Genomic DNA, 25296 nt, shown 5'->3' with positions numbered 1-25296 from the left:
TTTTTTTTGTTTATTTGAGTAATCAAATTTTAGAACATATGGCTATCAACATCCTTCACATAGACAGCAATCATCCTGTACTCTGGGATCAACTTCAAGCGGCTGGTTTTCATAATCACAGTGATTATATTTCTTCAAAGGAGGAAATTGAATCAAAAATTGAGGATTATCATGGAATCGTGATTCGGAGTCGTTTTAAAATTGACAAAATATTTTTAGACAAGGCAACAAATTTACAGTTTATAGCCCGTGTGGGTGCTGGATTAGAAAGTATTGATTGTGATTATGCTGCCCAAAAGGGCATTACGCTTATAGCCGCGCCCGAAGGTAATAGGAATGCTGTAGCAGAGCATTCGTTAGGAATGATTTTGTCATTGTTTAATAATTTAAATCAAGCCGATCAAGAAGTTAGAGCAGGGCAGTGGAACCGTGAAAGTAATAGAGGTCATGAGCTTGATGGTAAAACGGTAGGAATTATTGGCTACGGAAATATGGGGAAATCTTTTGCCAAAAAACTTCGAGGTTTTGATGTAAAAGTACTTTGCTACGACATTCTAGAAAACGTAGGCGATGCCAATGCGAAGCAAGTAACACTCGATACTTTTCAGCAAGAAGTTGATGTGCTAAGCTTGCACGTGCCTTGGACTGCAGAAACTGATAAAATGATTAATAGTACTTTTATCAACAACTTTGCAAAGCCATTTTGGATTATCAACACCTCACGCGGGAACAATCTAGTCACCCAAGATTTGGTAGCGGCTTTACAATCAGGAAAAATTCTTGGTGCGGGTCTTGATGTTTTAGAATATGAAAAACTTTCTTTTGAAACTCTTTTCAGTGACAAAAATACTCCCGAAGCGTTTCAATGTTTACTGCAAGCTAAAAATGTAATTTTAACACCTCATATTGCCGGTTGGACCTTAGAAAGTAAGGAACGATTAGCACAAGTTATTGTAGATAAAATCAAATTAAAGTATTTTGGTCAAGCCAAAGATATCGAGCCAGAAGAGCGCGTAACTGGAATTGGAGGTTTCTTTTTTAAGTCCAATGACCCTAAAGGTTTAACGGCTTGGTACGAAAAGCATTTGGGTTTAAAAACAGATCAATACGGAGCTACTTTTTTGTGGAAAGATAAGAACGGTGCGGATTGTTCTACGCAATGGTCGCCTTTTGCTGCAGATACTACTTATTTTGAACCAAGCAAAAAAGAGTTCATGCAAAACTTTAGAGTGCATGATTTAGCGGTATTATTGAAAAAATTAACACAAGAAGGTGTAACAATTGTGGGTGATATGCAGACTTATGAGTACGGAAAATTTGCTTGCATACTGGATTGTGAAGGAAATAAAATAGAACTTTGGGAGCCTATTTAATCGGTATTTTTATAAACTAGAATACATAAACTACTTAATTAACCAATATTGACTAACAATGGAAAATCAAAAATACGAAGCTTGGAATCAACCCCAACATAACCGACAAGATAATAAGAAACTTCCAGCTGGGTTGCTCGCTATTCTTTTAGGACCGTTAGCAATTCATAAGTTTTTTTTGGGTTACACCACCGAAGGAATTATTTGGTTATTGATTAGTTTGTTTACCTGTGGAACCGTAACTACTTTGTTAGGATTTATAGAAGGGATTATTTATTTAACAAAATCAGATGAAGAGTTTTATCAAACGTATCAAGTAGGTAAAAAGGCATGGTTTTAAAACATAAAAAATCCCGTCTTATCTTTTTAGGACGAGACGGGATTTATATAATGGTACTGATATTAATCTTCTTTTTCTACTAATTTTCGTTCTAGTTCGGCCTGAAATTCTTCCATTACTGGCTTCATAGTGCTTTCCGGGATGTCAGCTATTCTTATGTACATAAGGCCATCTACCGCGTTATTAAATAGTGGATCTACATTAAAGGCTACAACTTTGGCGTTTTGTTTGATGTATTTTTTAATCAAAACAGGTAAGCGCAAACTGCCAGGTTCCAATTCGTCAATTATTTTGTCAAATTTGTTCAAATCAGCTTCAGTCTCGTTGAAAATGAAATCTTTGTCGGCATCTTTAAGTTTGACTTTATATGCTTTTTTTGGATGAATATATTGCGCAATATAAGGATCATAATAATTAGATTTCATAAACTCAATCATCAACGATTTTGAGAAATCAGAAAATTGATTGCTAATACTCACACCGCCTAATAAAAATTTATGCTCTGGATAACGCAATGTAGTATGCATAATTCCTTTCCAAAGCAGGAAAAGCGGCATTGGTTTTTGTTGGTATTCTTTAATGATAAACGCGCGACCCATTTCTATGGATTTGTGCATCATGTCATATAATTCAGGTTCAAATCTAAATAAATCGTTGAGGTAAAAACCATTTATACCGTATTTAGGGTAAATTTCGGCTCCTAATCCCATTCGGTATGCACCTGCAATTTTGTTAGCTTCGTTATCCCACAAAAATAAGTGGTGGTAATATTGATCGTGCTTGTCAAGATCTATAGATTCATTAGTGCCCTCACCTACTTCTCTAAAAGTAATTTCGCGTAGACGGCCTATTTCATGAAGAATATTCGGGATTTTAGAAGCTCTTGCAAAAAATACTTCGTAGTTTTTACTTTGCAGTAAGCGGCAATCTGTGGTACGTAATCCTTCTACTTCCTTGATCATTTTGTCTTGGCTTGCAGCCGTAACAATCGTTTTTGGACTTTTAGGAATTTTTAACGTAGGAGTAGGTAAAAATGGGCTTTCTTTTTCAAATGGATTAGCCAGCATATAGGTCTTTTTCCTTAAAAACTCAGAGTATTCCTCAATAGTAGTGTGCTCGTTTTGCTCATTTACAGATATTGGTTTGCCTATACGTACTTTGATTATTCTACGTTTTTGGCTAAAAACTTCCGAGGGTAATTTTGCGGTTCTAAAAGTCCCACTAATTTTAGAAAGCAAATAAAATAACCTGCTGTTTTTTGCATGAAAATAGATAGGTACAACGGGAACTTGTGCTTTTCTGATGACCTTAATAGCGCCTTCTTCCCACGGTTTGTCTACCATTAACTTACCATCTTTATAAGTAGAGACTTCACCTGCAGGAAACATACCTAAAGGTTTGCCATCACTTAAATGACGAAGTGTTTCTTTAATTCCTACCACACTTGATTTTACATCCTTGTGATTTTCAAAAGGATTTACAGGCATGATGTATTTTTTTAGCGGAGCTATGCGGTGCAATAAAAAATTGGCGATAATTTTAAAATTGGGCTCGCGTTCTAACATTAATTTTAATAATAAAACCCCATCAATTCCGCCAAGAGGGTGGTTTGAGATGGTAATATAGGCGCCTTCTTTTGGTAATCTTTTTAAGTCTTCTTCGGGGATTTCGAATTTTATTTTTAAATCATCAAGAATTCCATTCAAAAAAGCGACCTCTTTTAAGTGTTTGTTTCTGTTATACACTTTATTCAAAGTAGAGATTTTTAGCACTTTCATTAATAGCCAGCCAGAAAAGGTACCTAAAACTCCGTACTTGTCTGCATTGATTGCTTTTGCAACTTCTTTCGCGGTAACTAGACCCATGTATTTTTTTTCTTTATTTTAGTGCAAGAAACAAAGATAGCAAAAATCTCCATTTTCTCTATTTTTCTACATCAAACTTCTACTTTTTTGTTACATTTGAAACGTATATTTTTAAAAAATATTTTAAAACTAATACATTAAATTGGGTATTAAGGCGCTACAGTAAGCCGGATGATCTTTATAGTTAATTTCAATTTTTTCCCCTAATGAGAATTATTTCATACAATGTAAATGGTATTAGAGCAGCCATTACAAAAGGTTTTCTAGAATGGTTGCAGCATGCAAATCCGGATGTTATTTGCCTACAAGAAATTAAGGCAACTGAAGATCAAATTCCAGTTGATGCTATTACGCAAGCAGGTTATCCTTATCAATATTATTATCCAGCTACAAAAAAAGGATATAGTGGCGTAGCAATTTTATCTAAGAGTAAGCCCAATAATGTCGTGCACGGAACCGGAATTGAGCACATGGATTTTGAGGGACGTAATCTTCGAGCTGATTTTGATTCGGTGTCTGTTATGAGTTTATACTTGCCTTCTGGAACAAATATGGATAGATTGGATCATAAATTTATGTTTATGGATGATTTTCAAAACTATATCAACGAACTCAAAAAAGAGATTCCAAACCTTATTATTTGCGGCGATTACAACATCTGCCATGAAGCAATAGATATTCATGATCCTGTGCGAAATAAAAATGTTTCTGGATTTCTGCCTCAAGAAAGAGCTTGGCTTGATCAGTTTATGAAATCTGGATTTGTAGATAGTTTTAGACATTTTAATAATGAGCCGCATCAATATTCGTGGTGGAGTTACCGTGCTGGAGCAAGAGGAAATAATAAAGGCTGGAGGATTGATTATAATCTTGTAAGTGAAAATTTAAAACATAAATTAAAAAGAGCTGTAATTTTAGCCGATGCTGTTCACTCAGACCATTGCCCTATTTTGGTCGAAATAGAGTAGTATTAGGAGCTTTTTTCCGCTCTTCGCTATAAATGTAATTCACTGAATTTCTATGTAAATAAAAGTTTAGTGAAGTAATTTAGTTGTTTTTAGGAGAAAACAACAATGATAATTGGGGTTGTAGGCTTGATCGTAGCCTCATTAATTTGGTGTAAACAATAATTGAATCAACATAAAAACGTAAACAAATGATAAAAAAAATTTCAATAGGATTGCTGGTGCTTGCACTATCAACTTCTTGTGTTTCTAAGAAAATATACAATGATTTAGAAAGTAAATTTACAGATCTAAAAAAAGAAAATAGAACTTTAGCTGATGAAAATGCTGCGCTATCGCAAGCTAAAAACCAACTCGAAATAGATCGTGACGCCTTAAAAGCAGATCTTGACAAATCTACAATTGCTCTGGCCAGAGCAGCAGCAGAGTTAGAAGCGAGTAAAAACCAGTATAGAATGCTCCAAGATTCTTATACTGCGCTAGAGAAAAATAGTGGAGATGCACTATTAAGCAACATGAAGAAAAATAGGGATTTGCTGGATCAGCTGGATGAGAAAGGGAAAGCCCTAGCGCAGGAACAAGAACGCTTGAGTAAGAATGCACAGCGCTTAAAAGAACTTGAAGATTTGATTGCTGCCAAGGAAGCAAGTATGAAAAAACTGAAAGAAACCTTGTCTAAAGCCTTAAATAGTTTTGAGGGAAAAGGCTTGACCGTTGAGCAAAAAAACGGGAAAGTATACGTGTCAATGGAGAATAAACTCCTCTTTAATTCTGGAAGTTGGGCAGTAGGTCCTGAAGGTAAAAAAGCAGTTGTTGAATTAGGAAAAGTATTAGGCGACAATCCAGATATTTCTGTACTTATTGAAGGTCACACAGATGATGATGCCTTTACAGCATCGGGTCCTATTGGAGATAACTGGGATTTGTCTACAAAAAGAGCTACCGCAATCGTTGGTATTTTAAGCGAAAATAAAAAAATTAACAAACAAAATCTAACTGCTGCTGGAAGAGGAGAGTTTTCACCTCTAGGAAGTAATGCCACTGCTGAGGGTAAAGCAAAAAACCGTAGGATTGAAATTATTTTAACTCCAAAATTAGATGCAATTGCAGAGATGTTGAATGAAATAAATTAAGATAGAGGCAAAGATTCAAAGAGGCAAAGGTTCAGAGTTTTTACTCGACATTTTTGCTTTTGTCACTTTGTGCCTTTGTACCTTTGTACCTTTTTATCACTGAATCTTTAAAAAATGAAATACACTACTTTACCCAATACTGATATAAAAGTTAGTAAAATTTGTTTGGGTACAATGACTTTTGGTCAACAAAATACTGAGTCTGAGGGTCACGCCCAAATGGATTATGCACTAGAAAACGGAGTTAATTTTTTCGATACTGCGGAGATGTATTCTATTCCAGCGAACAAAGAGACTTACGGAAGTACTGAGAGGATTATAGGAACCTGGCTGAAAAAATCAGGTAAAAGAGAAGAGATAATCTTAGCATCTAAAATTGCGGGTCCTAATCCTAATTTTGGGTATATGAGAGAAAAGTTAGATTTCTCACCAGCGAGCATCAAGTATGCTTTAGACGAAAGTCTAAAACGACTGCAAACCGATTATCTGGATGTGTACCAATTACACTGGCCAGAGCGCAAAACGAATTATTTTGGGCAACGCGGCTACACAGTGCAAGAGGATGCTTGGGAAGATAACATTCACGCTGTCTTGGAAACTCTAGATAGTTTTGTAAAAGTTGGAAAAATCAAGCATATTGGGTTGTCAAATGAAAACCCATGGGGAATCATGCGTTTTTTGGAAGAAAGTAAATACAACAATTTGCCAAGAGTAAAAACGATTCAAAATCCCTATTCATTGTTGAACCGTCTTTTTGAAAATGCTTCGGCGGAAGTTTGTCTGAGAGAAAATGTTGGTTTATTGGCGTATTCGCCGATGGCATTTGGTATTTTATCTGGAAAATTCCTAACGGGTGAATCACATCCAAAAGCACGCCTTACTTTATTTCCGCAATACTCTAGATACAATAGCGAGCAAAGTAGCCAAGCCACTCGTTTATATCATGAAATCGCAACTAAAAACGGATTGACCTTGACAGAACTGTCTTTGGCATTTATAGAACAGCAGCCTTTTGTAACTAGTACAATCATTGGGGCGACAACATTAGAACAGTTAAAAGAAAACATAGACACGATGCAAGTAACACTTTCGGAAGAGGTTTTAAAAGCAATTGATGCAGTACAAGCTGCAATTCCAGATCCGGCACCGTAACTCAAAAAATAGTGTTAGTTTAAGTACAACTAGTTATATTTAGTAGTGCAAACTTTGGTTTATTGCTTGTCATTCTGGGCCTTCTTATCAAAAACTCCAGTAGAAAATGAGTCTTTTCTGCTGGAGTTTTTAGTTTCTAGAGCAGATTTAGAAATCAAACTCAGACTCTTCGGCAAGTGAATCTACTTTTATCAAGGTTGAGTCTAGTACTTTGAACTTTATAAAAGAACGTGCAGGTCCTGAGATATAAATAGGTGTTGAAGTATACAAGGTGTCTTCTGGAGTAAAGAGTCCTCTTCGAAGCATTATTTTTGTCAAAAAAAGTTCTTGTTTTGTCGCAAAATCTTTTAACAATCCTTGATCGTTAAACTGATACATGAATTTCTTTGGGCTAGGAATAATTCGAGCCAAGTATAAGCATTCGTTTAGTGACAACTCTGCTGGTATTTTCTGGAAATAAAACTGACTTGCTTCGCCAATTCCGTATACATTTGGACCCCATTCGATAATGTTAAAGTACACTTCCAGCATGCGTTCTTTACTTACAATCCTATTGTTTTCAAGGATGTAAACTAATAAAATTTCTTCAAGCTTGCGCGAAAGTGTTTTTTCTCTGCTCAAAAAAGCATTTTTCACCAGTTGCATACTGATGGTGCTAGCGCCACGAGCAAACTTTTTGGTTCTAATATTTTTTACAATCGATTGTTTGAAGGCCTCACTGATAAAGCCGCGATGAGAGAAAAACGAAGGGTCCTCAGTAGTTAAAACTGATTTTTGTAAGTAAGGCGAAATTTGATCTAATGGGGTGTAGTTAGGGTTTGCGGTACCCACAAGAACAGGTCTTTGCAATACGTTATTAATCAAGGCGCGGTATACAAACTCTCCATTGAGCTTAGTCAAGTTGGCGTCGCCATATTTTGTAATTTTTAAATTTTCTTTCTTTAAAGTACTGTCAAAAACTAGACGGTTGGGTTTGTTTTGATTGAAAGCAAAATCCAATTTATAAGAGAAAGTTCCGCTCGCTTCCATGCCTTTGAAATGCGTAAACAAGCCTTCGGGTAAGGAGGTTATGAAATCCTGAGCCTTCATTTTTGGGATGTTTACCTTGAGTTTGTAGAGCGTGTCAAGAGCAGTGTCATAGGCTAGGTAGGGATGGAATTTTATCTTATTGAGTTGTACCGTTGAGGTACTGTCAATAGAAACGAAATCAGATCCTAATAAGAAACGGTAGTCAAACTTAGCATTTTGCAGCACTACATCTTTATTGGCTATTTTTGGATGATTGATTTTTAAATTGGCAATTGCCATAAAGCCATCAATGTGCAGCTCATCGCCATCTTTTTCAATGTTTTCAAGATTTAAGCGGATGGTGTTGAAACTTGTTTTCAAGTTGAAACGTTCATCAAAATAAGGGAGTTTAATCGCGCCTGTATCTTTGTTTGCAAACTGAATGTCTGCTTTTTTATTTCTTGGATCCGCAAAACCTTTTAGTTTCCACTGTTGTGAGATGGTGTTGGTTTGTACTTTTATGGATGTCTCCAATTGTTTATTCGCTAAACGTAGTTTTTGGAAATTGATGTTTGTTTTATTGCCATTATCATCTATTTTAAAAGCGAGATTGTCTAGTACCATATCTGTAGGAACTAAATTCAATATTTTGGTGATAAGGGCATAAGCAAATTTGGCGTAATCCCTCTTTTCATTGGTTTTTTCAGCTGAGGGATCCTTTTTTAAGAACGCATCAAAGTTTCTTTTTTTTCCTTTTTTTACCAGTTGAATGTAGCCATTTTGTATATCTAATGTTCCCAGTTGCACCTCGCCAGAAATTAGTTTTAAGAGGTTAACCGTTGTTTTTATTTTTTCAATTTTAACAAGTGTATCAGCATCTTGAGGGACTAGCGTAATTCCATTCATACTAAGGTCAGACAAACCATCAAATGAGGCATTTTCAACCGTAAAACTACTGTTGTATTCTACCGTCATTTCATTTGAAATTTTATCCAATGTTTGTTGTAAAACGGCATCTCTGAATACAAAAAATGCGCCTACAATAAGGCATATCACCACGAGAAGTATCTTAAAAAAAAGACCAATTTTTTGTTTGGTGGTTTTCATGTTTACTGTATTGATTTGGGGTGGCTAAAATAACAACTTTTTTGATCAATAGTAGGTTTAATTGTAAAGATTAATAAACTATTAGCGTATAGATTGTTTAGGGCTGTGTTGCTTTTCGAAAGGGTTGTGGGTAAAAGTTATTTTTTTTGAAATTCTTCTACTAAGTCTAGCAATAGTAGGTCTGCTTTTTGTTTTTGTGTACCGTATTTTATTTGCAGTGGAGAGCCTTCGCCCATTCGGGTATAATATTCCACTGCTTTATTGGCAAAAAAACGTTTGTGAAAATGAGATAGTTCGGGAACTTGCGGGTATTGTTCATGAAAAAGCATTTCATAATAGGCCTGCCATTCCCTTTCGTTTTTATCATGTATAGTGTTTTCAGGCGTTTTTTGTGCCACGTGAATCATCTCATGCAGGAGTAAGTTGAGCATTAAGGGAAGTGGATATTCAAAAGTATTCTCTGGTATCCGAATAATTTGTGGTTCACCCAAAGCACCTTCGGTTGTCATTAGGATGAATTCAGGCTTTGCTTTTTCTCTGAGTTCAAAACCTTTAAAGTTGGGGTGTGTAAGGCCGTATTCTTCCATCAAGAACTGTGCTGCAGCAATAGTTTCTCCCATTTCATGAAAGGAGTTTACAATTTGTAGTTGGTCTTGATAGGTTTTCATTGTAGGGTATTAGTGCGGTTTATTTCGGTTTTTATGGATGCCAAATGCATGGTAAATATACTTTATTTGTTTTTATTAAATAGACTGCAGTCAAAATGTAGTTGATTTTTATTTCTAGTCAAGTTATTATTTGATCTTCTCTGACTACAAATAAAAAAGCCTAACAAAGCAAAAGTTTGTTAGGCTGTCTTAGTATGTAGTTTTGTAGGTTACAGGATCGCTTTGGCTCCAAAGTCAGCTACAAGATGATCGTCTTCTACGGTGCTGCCGCTTACTCCAATAGCTCCTATTGCTTCACCATCATTGTTTTTGATAACAACACCTCCGGGAAAAGTAATCAATCCGCCATTACTGTGCTCGATGTTGTATAACGGAGCATCAGGTTTTACTAACGGCGTTAAAGTTGCAGTATCCATGGTGAACCATGCAGATGTTTTTGCTTTTTTGAATGAAATGTCAATAGATCCTATCCATGCGCCATCCATTCTAGCAAAAGCAACTAAATTTGCACCTGCGTCTACTACGCAAATGTCCATTTTAGTTCCAATTTCTTCTGATTTGTTTTTTGCTGCAGCAATTACTGCTTCTGCTTGTTGTAACGTAATGTTCATTTTTGTATTCATATTTATTTTTAAATTGGGTACGTAATTCAATTGGGGCAGCGCTTAAAGCTTCGCTACTTGTGCATTTTAGTTTTAGTGCTTCGGCTAATTCGTCTAATGGTGCTTTGGTCATGCTGCTAACTTCACCCGTTAAAGGATGGTTGATTTTGAAGATTCTAAATCCATCACCAACGGAGTCAAGTGCTACTTTGACTTCACATTTATTATCTTTTATAGTGTGCTACAATAGTTGCTTTTGCAAGGGTGTTGGCCCATAAATTGTAACCAACTAACTCTGGGTTAGCAGTAGCCTCTAGTCCTAGTTTGTCTGTTTTTAGTGCGTAAACGGTGAAAATATAGGTATGAATACCATGACCTACTGGTGGACATGGACCTCCAAAACCAGTTGCCCCAAAGCTTGTAGTACTTTGTATAGTTCCTGCTGGCATTAAATTTAAGGCTGGATTTCCTGCTTTTGAAACAATTTCATTCACATTGGTAGGGATGTTAAAGGCTACCCAATGCCACCATCCTGCTCCTGTAGGTGCATCTGGATCGTAACAAGTAATGGCAAAACTCTTAGTTCCTTCAGGAGTATTTTCCCAACTTAATTGTGGCGAGGCGTTGTTTCCGTTACAGCCAAATCCATTAAATTCATTTTGAATGGTAAAGGATCCGCCCATATCTTTACTGCTTAGTGTAAATGTTTTTTGAGCAAAAAGCGTACTTGTAAATAGAAGTACTGCTGATAAAAATAAAATTGATTTTTGCATGGTGAATGGTTTTAAATTACAATGCAAAAGTCATTAATATGGAGGCAAACTCTAAATCTAAAAAGTTCAAAAAATGTTGTTAAAAGTTCAAATGTTGATTTGTGATTGTTTGGGAGTAGTTCCGAATTTATTTTTATACGCTTGAACAAAACTCGATAAATTTTCAAAACCTATTACTTCGTAGACATCAGAGGCGCGCATTTTCTTGTTTTGCAACAAGTAAGCCGCATGCTCTAATCTTTTTTCTTGAAACCATCGGATTGGACTTGTTTGAAATTCCTTGTCAAAGTTGCGTTTAAAAGTGGAAACACTCATGTTGCATAAAAACGATAGCTCTTGGATGCTTAAATTGTTCAAAGCATTTTTGTGCATCGTGTCTACAAATGATTTTGCCGATGGATTTTGGTGATTTGTAAAATTCAATAAAAAATCGATTCCCTTCATTTGAACGAGATAAAGAAGGATTTCCTCAAATTTCAACGGCAGCATTTTGTTAATAAAGTCAATAGGTTGCGACTGAAGGTGAATTAAACTCTTAACAATATTTTGAATCACACGATCGTATTCTGTGATAATAAAAGGATCGTTATTTTGCTTGTGATTGTTCTTGTAATCGTATTTTTTTAGAAAGTCTTCAACGGCTTTGTCCGAAAAAAAAAGCAGCATACTTCGGTAATTTTGACTCATAGAAATGCTTTCGCTCATCAAGCAATTACCTGCTTTGATAATGACAAATTTATCGTTTTCTATGCGTGTTGTATGGTTTTGAGTAACAAGTTCTTTTGTTCCGTTGAGCAGAAAACTAAAAACATTTTTAGAAAGCTGCACCTTGTTTTTGATGATACTTTTCGAAATAAAATATTCATGCAGTTGTAGTTCACTATCATTGTCGGTTTCTATTTGGTCAGGTAAAAATTGAATTTCCATGTTCTAATTATATTTTTTCTACAATACATATAGTTATCCAAATAGCTCACTTGCCACATCTTCTATTTTAGCGACCATCCTAATTTGTATTCCTGTATTTTTTAAAGTGATTTTATTGTATTTGGATACAAAAATGGTCGAAAATCCTAATTTTTCCGCTTCTTGAATGCGCTGATCTACTCGGTTTACTGGACGTATTTCACCAGAAAGTCCTACTTCGCCTGCAAAACAAAAATCTTTGTTGACAGGAATGTCTTCATTTGAAGATAGAATGGCAGCAACCACGGCCAAGTCAATCGCGGGGTCGTCGACCGAAATTCCGCCTGTAATATTCAAAAATACATCTTTGGCGCCTAGCCTAAAACCAGCTCTTTTTTCGAGTACTGCCAAAATCATGTTGAGTCTCTTAGCATTGTATCCTGTAGTGCTTCGCTGCGGCGTCCCGTACACTGCGGTGCTTACGAGCGCTTGAATTTCTATCATTAAAGGTCTCATGCCTTCAAGAGTGGATGCAATTGCGGTTCCTGATAGTTCTTCGTTTTTATGCGAAATTAATATTTCAGATGGGTTGGCTACTTCGCGCAGGCCGCTACCTAGCATTTCATAAATTCCTATTTCGGCCGTAGAGCCAAAACGGTTTTTCAGAGAGCGTAAAATACGGTATACGTGATTTCGGTCTCCTTCAAACTGCAACACCGTGTCTACCATGTGTTCTAGAATTTTAGGACCAGCTATGTTTCCGTCTTTTGTAATGTGCCCAATTAAAATGACAGGAATATTGGTTTCTTTGGCAAATTTTATCAGCTCGGCGGTGGTTTCCCTGATTTGAGAAATACTTCCGGGTGTCGATTCAATATAATCCGTATGCAAAGTTTGAATGGAATCTATAATTACAATCTCTGGCTGAATGGCTTCAATTTGTTTAAAGATATTTTGTGTTTTTGTTTCAGTAAGAATGTAGCAATTATCACCGCTTGGGGTAATCCTTTCCGCACGCATTTTTATTTGTTTCTGACTTTCCTCGCCAGATACGTACAGGGTTTTGTAAGGTAGTTTTAATGAAATTTGTAGCAAAAGTGTACTTTTTCCAATGCCTGGTTCACCGCCTAATAAAATCAACGAACCTGGAACAATACCGCCACCTAAAACACGATTCAATTCGCCATCAGTAGTATCCATGCGAATCTCTTGCGCCGAATCAATTTCATCTATGCGCAGTGGTCTTGGTGCTTTACTAGTGGGAGTGGGCTCGCTTTTCCAAGCCACTTTTTCTTGTTTCTGGATAATTTCTTCGGCAATAGTGTTCCATTCTTTGCAAGAATTGCATTGTCCTTGCCATTTAGCATATTGTGCGCCACAGTTTTGGCAAAAAAAAGTAGTTTTTACTTTTGACATTATTTTTTTGGTATTTTAGTAGTCATATCCTCGTATTTCTCAAGCATCATTGTTTTAGTCAAATCACCTATTTCTTCTTGTTGAGATGCTGTTTGATAATATTTTGCAGCGCGTTTTGGCTCACCTAATCTTTCATACATTAAACCTAGCTCATAATCCGAAAGCATTGATTTTGGGTAATTAACTGTGGCAATTTCGGCAAGTTGTCCCAGTTCTGAGTAGGCTTTATTTTTTATTATTGCGGCTTCAATAGCTTTAAAATCATTGAGTCTTACTACTGTTCTTAATCCTAAATGTTCATAAAGGGTATCGTATCGAGCTACTAAGTAATCCACATATCCTGAAGGTAAACTGGCTATTTTTTCACTAAATTCAAGGGAAGAAATTGGTTTGTACGCATCAAAAAAATGGTATAAAGCATTAGGAATTGCTTGTAATACTACAGCGTAATGGGATGTGTTTTTGAAGTTGTCAAATTTATAATGGACCAGAGGATTCTTAACTTCTTGCAAATTTGTATCCAGATTTTTGATTCCGTTTTGAATCTTTCGAATATCACCTTCACCATTTGCTTGATAATAAAAAATAGATTTTTTAGTTTTTGAAAGTTCATCAGGTAATCTTTCCTGCATACCTTTTGTAAGTTCAGGTGCTAGTGAAATATAGGCTTGAAACAGCGGATTTTCTTTATACAGAAAATAGTTTAAAAAACCAGCGGTAGTATCATGTCCAGCAATAATTCGAAACGATGCTGTGGGATATTTTTTGTCTAAATAAGGAATTAATTCTCCTCCAATAAAATTAAAAAACTGACTTCCTTTGCCGGTAAGTTCATCTTCTACTTCATCGTGTGAACAATCTGCAATGCGTTCATTTTTTTGATTTTGATGTATGCCTACAATGATAGTTTCGGGTAGGTCATCCCAGTAGGCACCATATTGCAATGCCCCGTAAAAAGGATCAAATAAATATTCACCATCGAGTATAATGAGAACAGGATATTTTTTAGTTGGATTTTTCTCTAAGGAAAGAGGTATGCTTAAAGTAAGTTCTCTTGCCTCGCCGAGTATTTGAGAATCGAATGTAAAGGATGTTTTTTGAGAAAAAACGGCCACACTAAATAACAGTAATAGTAATGTTTTTTTCATTTGTAGGTTTGATTTGGGAGTACGTAATAATGGGATCATTTGCAAAGCAAGATACTATAATATTTGCTTTTATGATAGGTCTTCTCTTTTTTTATATTGAGGCCGTTATTTCGATGTAAATTGTGGGATTTTGTATTTTTTTTGAGTTTATACTATATTATATTTCAAAAAAATAGACGTAAAAAAACCATAAACTTCACCTTATTCTTGTTGGCTGTTGTTTATGGTTTTAGAAACTTTAAAATAGCTAGCTGATATTTTTATGTAAGTGAATTGTCATTTTCGTTAGGAAAAATAACCCAAGGTTTGAATGTTTTGGCTTCTTCAAAGTCCATGCCTGCATACGAAATGATAATAATGATATCATCTTTTTGTACTTTTCTAGCTGCTGGACCGTTAAGCGTTATTGTTCCGGAGTTTTTTTCTCCTTTGATGGCGTAGGTTTCAAAACGTTCGCCGTTATTGATGTTTACAATTGAAACTTTCTCACCTTCAATAATGTTAGATGCTTCTAACAGTGATTCATCAATGGTGATCGAGCCGATATAATTTAAATCTGCTCCGGTTACTTTGACGCGGTGAATTTTTGATTTTAAGACTTGGATTTGCATGCTACAAAGGTAAATTAATTTAATGAAATGGTATCAATCAATCTAATATTATTGACTATTACCGCTATAAAAGCTCTGTATTTTTTATTTTTATTTTTTCGTGTGCAGGTTAACAGCGTAGCTTCGTCTGCAATGGTAAAATATTCAAGATTGAATTGTTGGTTGTTTTTAAAAGCTTTTTCAACCCACTTTGATATTGTTAGGGTGCTATTTTTTGAAAACTGCTCTTTTGCAGAGCTTAAAACTTTGTAAATCAGAGCGGCTTGTTCTCGTTCTAGAGGTGTTAATCGTTCGTTTCTGGAACTCATTGCAAGATTGTTGGCTTCTCTGTGTATGGGACAACCTATTACATTTACGTCAAGATTGTTTTTAGAAACCATTTTTTTTACAATTTGTAATTGTTGGAAATCTTTTTCGCCAAAGTAAGCGTTAGTAGGAGTAACAATCTCAAACAAACGTTTTACAATTGTTCCTACACCATTAAAATGACCAGGTCTAAACTTGCCTTCCATTTGGTTTTCTAGCCCATCAAAATCAAATGATTGGGAAGTTGGTTTTCCATCATAAATATCTTCAACAGTTGGCGCGTACAAAATAATGCTATCGTCTAGATTTGTAAGTTTTTTAACATCTTCTTCCAGTGTTCTAGGATATTTTTCCAGGTCTTCTGGATTGTTAAACTGTGTAGGATTTACAAAAATACTAACCACTGTAGTGTCATTTTCTTGCAATGATTTTTTCATCAAAGCTAAGTGTCCTTCATGCAAAGCGCCCATTGTAGGAACAAATCCAATAGTCTTTTGACTATCTTTAATAGATTTTAAATAGTCCATCAAAGGTGCTTTTCCATTGAAAATTGGCATGGCAGTATTATTAAAATTAAATGCAAACTTACTATTTTAGTTAATAACTGCATAAAATTTTGTAATTTTGCGTGGTTTTTATTGCCAATAAATAAAGTAAATTACAATATGAAAGATAAGAGGATATTATATGTATCATCTGAAGTGGTGCCGTATCTCGCTGAAAACGAGGTCTCTTTAATGTCTTATGACGTTCCGAAAATGATTAATGATCAAGGTGGACAGATAAGAATTTTTATGCCAAGGTATGGAAATATTAACGAGAGAAGACATCAATTACACGAGGTAATTAGACTTTCGGGGATGAATTTGGTAGTAAATGATTTGGATATGCCCTTGATTATAAAGGTTGCATCTATCCCAAAAGAACGTATACAAGTTTATTTTATTGATAACGATGACTACTTTAAAAGAAAAGCAACTTTTGCTGATGAAGATGGTGTGATGTATCCTGATAACGATGAGCGCGCTATTTTCTTTGCAAAAGGTGTTGTAGAAACAGTTAAAAAACTCAATTGGGTTCCAGATATTATACATGTACATGGATGGTTAGCCGCTATGTTGCCTGTTTATATGAAGCATTTTTACAAAAACGAAGCGTTGTTTTCAGATACTAAGATTGTAACCTCTGTTTACAGTCAGTCTTTTGATGGTACTCTTGATGTGGAAATGATTAACAAAGTAAAGTTTGATGGTGTTCCAGAAGAGGCAATTGCTGATCTTGAAATTCCTAACTACGAGAATATTATTAAAACTACGATTAAACATTCTGATGCAGTGATTATCGCTTCTAATTCACTCTCGCCAAGTTTAACAAAATTTATAGAATCTTCAGGAAAACCTTTTTTACCTTTCGCACCGAAAGATGCATTCGCCGAGGCGTATACAAATTTCTATATAAACGAAATGCTTTAAATTAACCCTTTTTTATACATATGATTAATAATTCTTTATTCAAGAAAGTGTTTCTTGGTTTAACTGTTATTTTTATGGCTTCATGCGATAAAGATTTCAATGAAATTGGTGGCGATTTATTAGGAGATAATAATTTTGAACTCAATAAACAATCGTTCAGCGTAACTGGTTACAATCAAAAAACGGGAGTTGTACAGTCTAATAATTTAGATTTGAACCCGCTTGGAATTTATAACAGTAGTATTTTTGGTGAAACCACGGCTAATTATAATACACAACTTACACTAGCTGAAGCGGTAACTTCAGTTGGTGCAAACCCTTTTATTGAGAGTGTGGTGTTAACGGTTCCTTACTTTGTTGATAATAGCCAAACAAAAATTAAGAGTGGTAGTCCTAGTACATTTGTTTTAGATTCAATTTATGGTCCTGAAAAAGCTATTATGAAATTGAGTGTTTATGAGTCTGGGTTTTTTATGCGCGATATCGATCCTGTTGGTGGGTTTCAACAACTTCAACGTTATTACTCAGATCAAAATTCAGATTTTGATAATTTTAAAAAACCAAATCGTTTAAACGATAGTTCAGATAAAGCGCAAAATGATGAGTTTTTCTTTAATGCTACTGCAAAAGAGACTACTACTAAAGACACGGTTACAAAGGTTGAAACAACTACTTATGGTCCGCCTGAAATGCAGTTGAATTTGAATAAAAGTTATTTTAAAACCCGAATTATTGATGCTATAAACTCAGGAAAATTAGCTAATAATGATGTTTTTAAAAATTATTTTAGAGGATTGTATTTTAAGGTAGAGAAAGCGGGTACTAGTCCGGGGAATTTAATCATGCCTAAATTTAAAGAAGGTAAAATCACAATTAAATACAATGAAGATCTAGTAACAACAGTTGGAGGAGTTACTAAAACCACTCGTGTTAAAAAAGTAATACAACTTAATATGACGGGTAACACTGTTAGTTTATTGAGTAATAATTTTTCTGGTAGTGGTGCTGCTTATGAAAATTTGCCATTTACTGGTAATTCTGCTGCAGGTGACGATAGACTTTATTTAAAAGGAGGAGAAGGATCTTTAGCTGTGATAGAACTTTTTGATAAAACAGATTTAAAAGGGTATACTTCTAAAGGAGTTCTTACGGGGCCAAACAATATTTCGGATCAATTAGATGATCTAAGATTTCCTGCGGATGGAAAAAAGCGATTGGTCAATGAGGCTAATTTAGTATTTCATATTGATGCTGCCGCAATGGCTAGTGGTGTAGAGCCTCAAAGAATATATTTGTACGACTTTACAAACAACCGAGTAATGGTTGATTATGCTGCAGATGATACTGATAAAACTTTGGATGCCAAGAAAGGAAAAGTTATTTATGGCGGTCAATTAGTTAAAAATGCAACCACAAAAAGAGGTGTTACTTACAAGTTTAGAATTACCAATCAAATTCGGAATTTAATCAATAACAAAGACTCTACTAATGTAAAGCTTGGGCTTGTTGTTACTGAGGACATTAATAAATCAACCTCAAGTAAAGTGAAGTTGGCTAATTCGTTTATACGAGAAGTCCCTACGGGATCGGTTATGAATCCATTGGGAACCGTTTTATATGGTGGGAATAGTTCTGTTCCTGCAGATAAGAGATTAAAACTTGAAATTTATTTTACAAAACCTAATTAAGAAAAGAACATGTGTGGAATCGTTGGATATATTGGATATAGAGAAGCTTACCCTATAGTTATTAAAGGGCTAAAGAGACTTGAGTACAGAGGGTATGATAGTGCTGGTGTTATGCTTTTTGATGGAGAAAATTTAAAAGTTTCAAAAACGAAAGGTAAGGTAGTTGATTTAGAGCAAAGAGCTTCTCAAGAAATAACCACCAACGGAAGTATTGGTATTGGGCACACCCGTTGGGCTACACATGGTGTTCCTAATGATGTGAACTCACACCCTCATCTTTCAAATTCAGGGGATTTAGCCATTGTTCATAATGGAATCATTGAAAATTATGCTCCCTTAAAAGCGGAGCTTACAAAAAGAGGGTACATTTTTCATTCGGATACGGATACCGAAGTTTTGGTTAATTTGATTGAAGAAGTGCAAAAAAAAGATAGTTTAAAACTAGGTAAAGCAGTTCAAGTAGCCTTAAATCAAGTGGTAGGAGCTTATGCTATTGCAGTATTTGACAAAAAAAATCCTAATGAGATTGTTGCAGCCCGTTTGGGTAGTCCACTAGCTATTGGTGTAGGAGAAGGTGAATTTTTTGTTGCCTCTGATGCATCTCCGTTTATAGAGTTTACCTCAAATGCTGTTTATTTAGAAGATGGTGAAATGGCTAACATTAGGTTGCATAAACCAATGAAAGTGCGTAAAATAAAAGATGATTCACTTGTAAATCCTACTATTCAGGAGCTCCAAATGAATTTAGAGCAAATTGAAAAAGGTGGTTATGATCATTTCATGATGAAAGAGATCTATGAACAGCCAAGTGTAATAAAAGATACTTACCGTGGTCGCTTGCATGCTAATGAAGGGTTGATTCAAATGGCTGGTATAGAGGATAATTTAGAAAAATTTTTAAACGCAGATCGTATTATCATCGTAGCTTGCGGAACTTCATGGCATGCTGGATTGGTTGCCGAATATGTTTTTGAGGAATTTGCAAGAATACCTGTAGAAGTGGAATACGCTTCTGAATTTAGATATAGAAACCCAATCATAAACAAAAAAGATATTGTTATTGCAATTTCACAATCTGGTGAAACAGCCGATACTATGGCTGCAATAAAATTAGCCAAAGAAAATGGTGCTTTTGTTTTTGGAGTTTGTAATGTTGTTGGTTCGTCCATATCAAGAGAAAGTCATGCTGGTGCTTACACACATGCAGGGCCAGAAATTGGAGTGGCTTCTACAAAGGCTTTTACTACGCAAATTACAGTGTTGACAATGATAGCTTTGAGATTAGCAAAGGCTAAGGGTACTTTATCTCATTCAGCTTTTCACGCATATTTAGAAGAGCTTGAAATCATACCTGAAAAAGTAAAAGAAGCTCTTGAAACTAATGCAAAAGCTCAAGAAATTGCTTCTATATTTAAAGATTCCGCTAACTGTTTGTATCTTGGTCGAGGGTATAATTTCCCAGTAGCACTTGAGGGGGCTTTAAAGCTAAAAGAGATTTCATACATCCATGCTGAGGGATATCCTGCTGCTGAAATGAAACACGGACCTATAGCATTGATAGATGAATCAATGCCGGTGATTGTTATTGCGCCTAAACAGGGTCATTATGACAAAATTGTAAGTAACATACAAGAAATTAAATCTCGTAGTGGAAGAATTATAGCAGTTGTTACAAAAGGAGATACACAAGTTAGAGATCTCGCTGATTATGTAATTGAAATACCGGAAACTTCTGATGCGCTATCGCCTTTAATTACTACTATACCGCTGCAATTATTGTCGTATCATATTGCTGTAATGCGTGGTTGTAATGTGGATCAACCTAGAAACCTAGCTAAATCTGTTACTGTTGAATAAGTAGTTTTTAACTATATCTATACTAACCCTGAAATTAATTTTTCGGGGTTTTTTTTTGTTTGGATTGTCAACTATTTATAATAAAGATGGGAATTGTCCTTTAAAATCTGATTTTTTGTGGATTTTTTCACTTTTATGTAATATCTAAAAATTAATAGAATAATTATCAAATATGTATTTATTGTATGCGTGCATAATGAATATCTTTTTTTTAGGCATAAAATTTAACATAAAAAACAATTATTGTAAATATGAAATAACCGCAATTCAGTCAAATTAACTGCTGAATATGAAATTTTTTCGTTGCTTTTTTAATAATATCAAAAATATTTGTACTTTGGCTTTATAAACCAACTAATTATAGACCAATGAGAATGTATTTACTTTTTTTGACATTGTTTTTTTGCAGCCTATCGTTTGCACAAAGTACAATTTCAGGTGTTGTTACAGATAGTAACAACCAGCCAATTCCTGGAGCCAACATTAAGGTTGTTGGAGAGTCTGCAGGTACTACAAGTGATGTAACAGGTGCGTTTGCATTAAAGTCATCGAAAAGACCGCCCTTTGTGATAGAGGTCACTACTGTTGGTTTTACTTCGCAAAGAGTGTCTATTACTTCAAGTAGCCAAAAAGTTGCTGTAAAATTATTAGCGGATGAAAACAAGCTTGATGAAATTGTAATTTCTGCTTCAAGAACTCCAGAGCGTGTTCTTGAGTCTCCAGTTACTATTGAAAGAATGGGGATTGCTGAAATCAAGAAAACAGCTTCACCTTCTTTTTATGATGGTTTAGAGAATATGAAGGAGGTTCAAATGAATACATCTAGTATGTCTTTTAAGTCTATCAATACGAGAGGTTTTGCTACAGTGGCCAATACCCGTTTTATGCAATTAGTAGATGGTATGGATAATTCTTCACCATTATTAAACTTTGTGTTAGGTAATTTGATTGGTGTTTCTGAAATTGATGTGCAGTCTGTGGAGTTGTTACCGGGAGCGTCTAGTGCTTTATATGGTGCCAATGCATTTAATGGAGTTCTATTCATGACAAGTAAAAGCCCATTTACTAGTGAAGGTATTAGAGCGTATGCTAAATTTGGTCAAACTAGCCAAAAAGCAGCTGGAACAAATGATTATGTTGATTATGGAATTCGCATGTCTAAAGCTTTTAATAAGTATTTTGCAGCCAAAGCAAATTTTGCATACATGCGAGGAACTGAATGGCATGCTGTAAACTATGATGATAAAACGGTAGCTGGTAGAGATAGATCTCATTATGGTTATGATGGTATCAATGTTTATGGTGATGAAGCTGCAATAGTGATTCCTGCTCCTACTTTGCCGAGTGATAAAGTTTCAAGAACAGGTTATAACGAGGTTGATTTGACAGATAATAAGGTATCAAATACGAAAATAGACGCGTCTTTGCATGTTCGCCCTTTTGGTGACGAAAGATTAGAAGTGATTTTTCAAAGTAAATTTGGTTATGGTAATACAGTTTACCAAGGTGCAAACCGTTATTATTTGAATAACTTTTTCATGCAACAGCATAAATTAGAATTCAAAGGGAAGAATTTCTTTTTGAGAGGGTATACTACTACTGAAGATGGTGGTCAGTCCTATGATATGTTGTTTACTGGTATTAATATAAATAGAAAGTGGAAGTCAGATCAACAATGGTTTACGGAATATGGTTCTACATTTGCTAATTCTACACTTGGGGGCATGTTGCCAGCAGATGCTCACAGAGCGGCTAGAGCAAAAGCGGATCAAGGAAGATTCTTGCCTGGAACTCCTGAGTTTAAAAACGCGTTTAACCAAGTAACAAATGAAGCAAGTGTTTTGTCTGGTTCTAAGTTAGTTGACAATTCAAGAATTTATCACTCAGATGCCAACTATAATTTCAAAGATTTAATCAAATTTGCTGAAATTCAGGTTGGTGGTTCTTATAGAGAATATCAGTTGAATTCATTTGGTCGTATTTATACAGATGCTTCGGGACCTATAAATTATAATGAATATGGAGCGTACACGCAAGTGATGAAAAAGATGATGGACGATCGTTTGAAGCTAACGGCTTCTCTTCGTTATGATAAAGCCCAAAATTTTGATGGGAATTATTCTCCTAGAGTTTCTGTTGTGTATTCTGCAGGGCAAAACAAAAATCATAATTTTAGAGGATCTTTTCAAACGGGTTTTAGAAACCCTTCTACGCAAGATCAATATATCGGGTTTAATGTTGGTAGTGCAATCTTGTTGGGTTCAGCACCTGATAACTTGACTCGTTTTGTAGAGACATTGCCTATATCAGGAGCTATAGGGCAGGGGTTTGCTGGTGGAAGTACAGTTACAATTAATGGTACTAACGCTTATAATAATTCCTTTACTGCTACTTCTGCGGCTGCTTTTGCGGCTGCAAGAAATCCAGCGTTATTGCAAAAAACTAATTTTGGCTTGGTTAAACCAGAGGAGGTTAAAGCAATTGAGTTAGGGTATCGTTCATTTATCAATAAAACTTCTATAGATTTAAATGGATATTATAACGTTTACAATAATTTTATTGGAAACTTAAATGTAGTTACTCCGTTGTATGGTACAGCTATCGATGGCGGAGGACTTACAAGCGTAGCAGGTCAACAAGCTATCCATGCGCTTTCGAATGGAAATACTAGAATTTTTCAGCTGTATACAAATACGGCTTTAGAAATAAAATCACTAGGTTTCGGTATAGGATTGTCTAGAAAAGTATATAAAGATTTTGAAGTAGGTGCAAACTACAACTATGCTGAGTTTGATTTTGATCAGTCTAAAGATGCTAGTTTTGAGGCAGGTTTCAATACGCCAAAACACAGAGTTAAGGCTTCTGTTGGAAATGAGAAATTATTTAAAAATTTCGGATTTAATGTAAGCGGACGTTGGAACAGTGAATACTTATGGCAATCTTCATTTGCTGATGGTACCATTGACGCAGCGACAGTTATTGATGCGCAGTTGAACTATAACTTTCCTGCTTTGAAATCTACGTTAAAAGTTGGAGCTTCAAACATAGGAGGTAAGGAATACGGTCAAGTGTTAGGGGCTGGACTTATAGGGCAGCAATATTTTGCTTCATGGACAATTAACCCGTAAGGTTTAAATTAACAGTAAAAATCAAAGAAAAATGATAAAAAATTTCAAATGGCTATTATTTGCTTCGCTTGCATTTGTAGCATGTAATAATGAGGATGAAGTTATTGTAGGATCTAATACATCTGATGGTAAACCTTTAACAGCCGGTTCTGCAACTTTCACGAAATATGTTGCCTTGGGTGACTCGTATGCTGCAGGTTTTAGTGATAATGCTTTGTTTATTGAAGCGCAAAAAGGAGCTTACCCTAATATCATGGGACAACAATTTACATTAGCGGGTGGAGGTGAATTTAAAACTCCTTTAATGGCTGATAATGTGGGAGGATTGTTGTTTGGAGGTAATGTGATTTTGAATTCAAGATTATATTTACTTTTACGACCAGCCCCGCAAAGTCCTGTTCCAACAAATGTTACAGGCAGGCCTTCAACAGAAGTTACTACGAAGCTTACAGGGCCTTTTAGTAATTTAGGGGTTCCTGGCGCGAAAAGTTACCATTTAGTGGCTCCTGGATATGGAAATGTAGCTGGTGTTGCAACAGGTGCTGCAAATCCATACTTCGCTCGATTTGCTACATCAGCTTCGACAACGGTTGTTGCTGATGCAGTTGCTCAAGATCCTACTTTTTTCTCGTTGTGGATTGGTGGTAATGATGTGCTCGGGTATGCGACTTCTGGAGGTTCAGGAAGAAATCAAACGGGTAACATGAATCCTGCGACCTATGCTAGTAATGATATTACAGACCCAACTGTTTTTGCTAGCGTATACAACAATATTGTCACTGCATTGACTGCCAAAGGTGCTAAAGGAGTAGTGGCAAATTTGCCATATGTAACGGCTTTGCCTTTTTTTACTACTGTACCATTTAATCCTCTTACCGCATCTGTATTGGGGGGTGGAAATGTGGCGGTCGGTACTGCTACAATTCAAGGTTTAAATGCGCAATTGTACGGACCTTTGAAGCAGGCTTTAACTGCTTTTGGTGCGGGATCGCGTATAGAGTTGTTGTCTACCACAGTGGCAAATCCACTTTTAATTGTTGATGAAAGTTTGCCTAATCTTTCTGCACAATTGACTGCAGCTTTTACTCCTAGTCTGGGCGCTGAAAGAGCTGCTATTTATGGGCAAGTTTTTGGTCGTGCGAGACACGCAACTAGCGAAGATTTGGTTGTGCTGACAGCTCAGTCTGCAATAGCTGCTGCTCCAACAGCTGAGAATTCTGGACTTGGTGTAGCACCATCTGCGCCTTTAAATGCTTTTGGTGTAACGTTTCCAATGCAAGATGTTCATGTGTTAACAAAATCAGAAGTTGCAGAGGTTAAAGTTGCGACTGATGCTTATAATGCCACTATTAAATCTGTTGCCGACGCAAAAGGTTTAGCGTTTGTTGAATTAAAAGGGGTAACAGATCAATTAGCATCTCCTGCTGGAATTGTTTATAATGGATTTACTACAACTTCTACATTTGTTACAGGAGGAATGTTCTCTTTAGATGGGGTACATCCTAGTCCTAGAGGGTATGCAATTATTGCAAATTTGTTTACGAGCGCAATCAATGCTAAGTTTGGTTCAAATTTCAAAAATAAGGATGTGGGGTTGTACCGCATTCTATATCCAGCCTCGTTGTAATTGTTATATTGATTATGAAACATAAAAGACCACTTACGCTTTGTAAGTGGTCTTTCTTTTTTTTTGACAATAATGTTGTCATTTTTCTTTTTTTTAGTTGTTTAAGAGTGATCTACTAAAAATATCCATTTTTTCTAAAAAATAATTGATT

The 25296-nt window shown here is 35.6% G+C and carries 19 protein-coding genes and 1 pseudogene; 10 read left to right on the top strand and 10 right to left on the bottom strand.

The genetic code is table 11. From position 1 onward, the window contains the following. Positions 1–38: 38 nt before the first annotated feature. Positions 39–977: pseudogene (locus FJV36_RS08625) on the top strand (2-hydroxyacid dehydrogenase); the annotation flags it as partial. A gap of 454 nt (positions 978–1431) precedes the next feature. Further along, complete coding sequence (locus tag FJV36_RS08620) at positions 1432–1713, top strand: TM2 domain-containing protein (protein ID WP_158730093.1); 282 nt, start codon at positions 1432–1434, stop codon at positions 1711–1713. Positions 1714–1775: 62 nt separating this feature from the next. On the opposite strand, the gene FJV36_RS08615 is transcribed toward FJV36_RS08620, so the two are convergent. Continuing rightward, positions 1776–3578, bottom strand: coding sequence for a lysophospholipid acyltransferase family protein (locus FJV36_RS08615; protein ID WP_158730092.1), 1803 nt, complete (start codon positions 3576–3578; stop codon positions 1776–1778). A 206-nt stretch (positions 3579–3784) separates the two neighbouring features. Between FJV36_RS08615 and FJV36_RS08610 the strand changes: the two genes are divergently transcribed. The 3 genes from FJV36_RS08610 to FJV36_RS08600 all read left to right on the top strand — a co-directional run bounded on the left by FJV36_RS08610 (position 3785) and on the right by FJV36_RS08600 (position 6828). Then, positions 3785–4546, top strand: coding sequence for an exodeoxyribonuclease III (locus tag FJV36_RS08610; RefSeq protein WP_158730091.1), 762 nt, complete (start codon positions 3785–3787; stop codon positions 4544–4546). A gap of 188 nt (positions 4547–4734) precedes the next feature. Next, a complete protein-coding gene (locus FJV36_RS08605) occupies positions 4735–5676 on the top strand; it encodes an OmpA family protein (protein ID WP_158730090.1) in 942 nt (313 codons plus the stop codon). Between the two features lie 114 nt (positions 5677–5790). Then, entirely contained in the window at positions 5791–6828 is a 1038-nt protein-coding gene (locus tag FJV36_RS08600) for an aldo/keto reductase (protein ID WP_158730089.1), read from the top strand. Positions 6829–6975: 147 nt separating this feature from the next. On the opposite strand, the gene FJV36_RS08595 is transcribed toward FJV36_RS08600, so the two are convergent. The 9 genes from FJV36_RS08595 to panC form a co-directional block, all read right to left on the bottom strand. Beyond that, entirely contained in the window at positions 6976–8943 is a 1968-nt protein-coding gene (locus FJV36_RS08595; protein ID WP_158730088.1) for a transglycosylase domain-containing protein, read from the bottom strand. A gap of 137 nt (positions 8944–9080) precedes the next feature. Further along, positions 9081–9611 carry a hypothetical protein gene (locus tag FJV36_RS08590; protein ID WP_158730087.1) on the bottom strand — a complete coding sequence of 177 codons (531 nt, stop codon included), beginning with the start codon at positions 9609–9611 and terminating at the stop codon, positions 9081–9083. Between the two features lie 209 nt (positions 9612–9820). Beyond that, positions 9821–10222 carry a heme-binding protein gene (locus FJV36_RS08585; protein ID WP_158730155.1) on the bottom strand — a complete coding sequence of 134 codons (402 nt, stop codon included), beginning with the start codon at positions 10220–10222 and terminating at the stop codon, positions 9821–9823. A gap of 215 nt (positions 10223–10437) precedes the next feature. After that, a complete protein-coding gene (locus tag FJV36_RS08580) occupies positions 10438–10986 on the bottom strand; it encodes a YbhB/YbcL family Raf kinase inhibitor-like protein (protein WP_158730086.1) in 549 nt (182 codons plus the stop codon). An 87-nt stretch (positions 10987–11073) separates the two neighbouring features. After that, complete coding sequence (locus FJV36_RS08575; RefSeq protein ID WP_158730085.1) at positions 11074–11913, bottom strand: AraC family transcriptional regulator; 840 nt, start codon at positions 11911–11913, stop codon at positions 11074–11076. A 33-nt stretch (positions 11914–11946) separates the two neighbouring features. After that, entirely contained in the window at positions 11947–13308 is a 1362-nt protein-coding gene (gene radA / locus FJV36_RS08570) for a DNA repair protein RadA (protein WP_158730084.1), read from the bottom strand. Continuing rightward, positions 13308–14456 (bottom strand): alpha/beta hydrolase, encoded by a 1149-nt coding sequence (locus tag FJV36_RS08565; protein ID WP_158730083.1) that lies wholly within the window; start codon positions 14454–14456, stop codon positions 13308–13310. Before FJV36_RS08565 ends, radA begins: the two co-directional genes overlap by 1 nt. A 260-nt stretch (positions 14457–14716) precedes the next feature. Continuing rightward, a complete protein-coding gene (gene panD / locus FJV36_RS08560; protein WP_086453096.1) occupies positions 14717–15067 on the bottom strand; it encodes an aspartate 1-decarboxylase in 351 nt (116 codons plus the stop codon). A 14-nt stretch (positions 15068–15081) separates the two neighbouring features. Further along, complete coding sequence (gene panC / locus FJV36_RS08555) at positions 15082–15930, bottom strand: pantoate--beta-alanine ligase (protein WP_158730082.1); 849 nt, start codon at positions 15928–15930, stop codon at positions 15082–15084. A 108-nt stretch (positions 15931–16038) separates the two neighbouring features. Here panC and FJV36_RS08550 point away from each other — a divergent pair, with 108 nt between their 5' ends. From FJV36_RS08550 to FJV36_RS08530, 5 genes are all read left to right on the top strand, one after another. Then, entirely contained in the window at positions 16039–16845 is an 807-nt protein-coding gene (locus FJV36_RS08550) for a glycogen/starch synthase (RefSeq protein WP_158730081.1), read from the top strand. 74 nt (positions 16846–16919) lie between these two features. Then, positions 16920–18533, top strand: a complete 1614-nt coding sequence (locus tag FJV36_RS08545; protein WP_233264609.1) for a DUF4270 domain-containing protein — start codon at positions 16920–16922, stop codon at positions 18531–18533. A gap of 9 nt (positions 18534–18542) precedes the next feature. Further along, positions 18543–20390: a glutamine--fructose-6-phosphate transaminase (isomerizing) gene (glmS, locus tag FJV36_RS08540; RefSeq protein WP_158730079.1), complete on the top strand. Its 1848-nt coding sequence runs from the start codon at positions 18543–18545 to the stop codon at positions 20388–20390. Between the two features lie 368 nt (positions 20391–20758). Then, positions 20759–23518 carry a TonB-dependent receptor domain-containing protein gene (locus tag FJV36_RS08535; protein ID WP_158981007.1) on the top strand — a complete coding sequence of 920 codons (2760 nt, stop codon included), beginning with the start codon at positions 20759–20761 and terminating at the stop codon, positions 23516–23518. Between the two features lie 31 nt (positions 23519–23549). Then, positions 23550–25145, top strand: coding sequence for an SGNH/GDSL hydrolase family protein (locus FJV36_RS08530; RefSeq protein WP_158730077.1), 1596 nt, complete (start codon positions 23550–23552; stop codon positions 25143–25145). The last annotated feature ends 151 nt before the right edge of the window (positions 25146–25296 follow it).

Source organism: Flavobacterium sp. I-STPP5a (assembly GCF_009764685.1).
GTDB lineage: Bacteria > Bacteroidota > Bacteroidia > Flavobacteriales > Flavobacteriaceae > Flavobacterium.
Note: the sequence above shows the minus strand (reverse complement) of the source record. Positions and strands in the feature narration are given on the sequence as shown.

Bases quoted from the DNA above. Each gene is read 5' to 3' on its own strand.
- FJV36_RS08620 (WP_158730093.1), top strand. From the start codon at position 1,432: ATGGAAAATCAAAAATACGAAGCTTGGAATCAACCCCAACATAACCGA.
- FJV36_RS08615 (WP_158730092.1), bottom strand. From the start codon at position 3,578: ATGGGTCTAGTTACCGCGAAAGAAGTTGCAAAAGCAATCAATGCAGAC.
- FJV36_RS08610 (WP_158730091.1), top strand. From the start codon at position 3,785: ATGAGAATTATTTCATACAATGTAAATGGTATTAGAGCAGCCATTACA.
- FJV36_RS08605 (WP_158730090.1), top strand. From the start codon at position 4,735: ATGATAAAAAAAATTTCAATAGGATTGCTGGTGCTTGCACTATCAACT.
- FJV36_RS08600 (WP_158730089.1), top strand. From the start codon at position 5,791: ATGAAATACACTACTTTACCCAATACTGATATAAAAGTTAGTAAAATT.
- FJV36_RS08595 (WP_158730088.1), bottom strand. From the start codon at position 8,943: ATGAAAACCACCAAACAAAAAATTGGTCTTTTTTTTAAGATACTTCTC.
- FJV36_RS08590 (WP_158730087.1), bottom strand. From the start codon at position 9,611: ATGAAAACCTATCAAGACCAACTACAAATTGTAAACTCCTTTCATGAA.
- FJV36_RS08585 (WP_158730155.1), bottom strand. From the start codon at position 10,222: ATGAACATTACGTTACAACAAGCAGAAGCAGTAATTGCTGCAGCAAAA.
- FJV36_RS08580 (WP_158730086.1), bottom strand. From the start codon at position 10,986: ATGCAAAAATCAATTTTATTTTTATCAGCAGTACTTCTATTTACAAGT.
- FJV36_RS08575 (WP_158730085.1), bottom strand. From the start codon at position 11,913: ATGGAAATTCAATTTTTACCTGACCAAATAGAAACCGACAATGATAGT.
- radA (WP_158730084.1), bottom strand. From the start codon at position 13,308: ATGTCAAAAGTAAAAACTACTTTTTTTTGCCAAAACTGTGGCGCACAA.
- FJV36_RS08565 (WP_158730083.1), bottom strand. From the start codon at position 14,456: ATGAAAAAAACATTACTATTACTGTTATTTAGTGTGGCCGTTTTTTCT.
- panD (WP_086453096.1), bottom strand. From the start codon at position 15,067: ATGCAAATCCAAGTCTTAAAATCAAAAATTCACCGCGTCAAAGTAACC.
- panC (WP_158730082.1), bottom strand. From the start codon at position 15,930: ATGCCAATTTTCAATGGAAAAGCACCTTTGATGGACTATTTAAAATCT.
- FJV36_RS08550 (WP_158730081.1), top strand. From the start codon at position 16,039: ATGAAAGATAAGAGGATATTATATGTATCATCTGAAGTGGTGCCGTAT.
- FJV36_RS08545 (WP_233264609.1), top strand. From the start codon at position 16,920: ATGGCTTCATGCGATAAAGATTTCAATGAAATTGGTGGCGATTTATTA.
- glmS (WP_158730079.1), top strand. From the start codon at position 18,543: ATGTGTGGAATCGTTGGATATATTGGATATAGAGAAGCTTACCCTATA.
- FJV36_RS08535 (WP_158981007.1), top strand. From the start codon at position 20,759: ATGAGAATGTATTTACTTTTTTTGACATTGTTTTTTTGCAGCCTATCG.
- FJV36_RS08530 (WP_158730077.1), top strand. From the start codon at position 23,550: ATGATAAAAAATTTCAAATGGCTATTATTTGCTTCGCTTGCATTTGTA.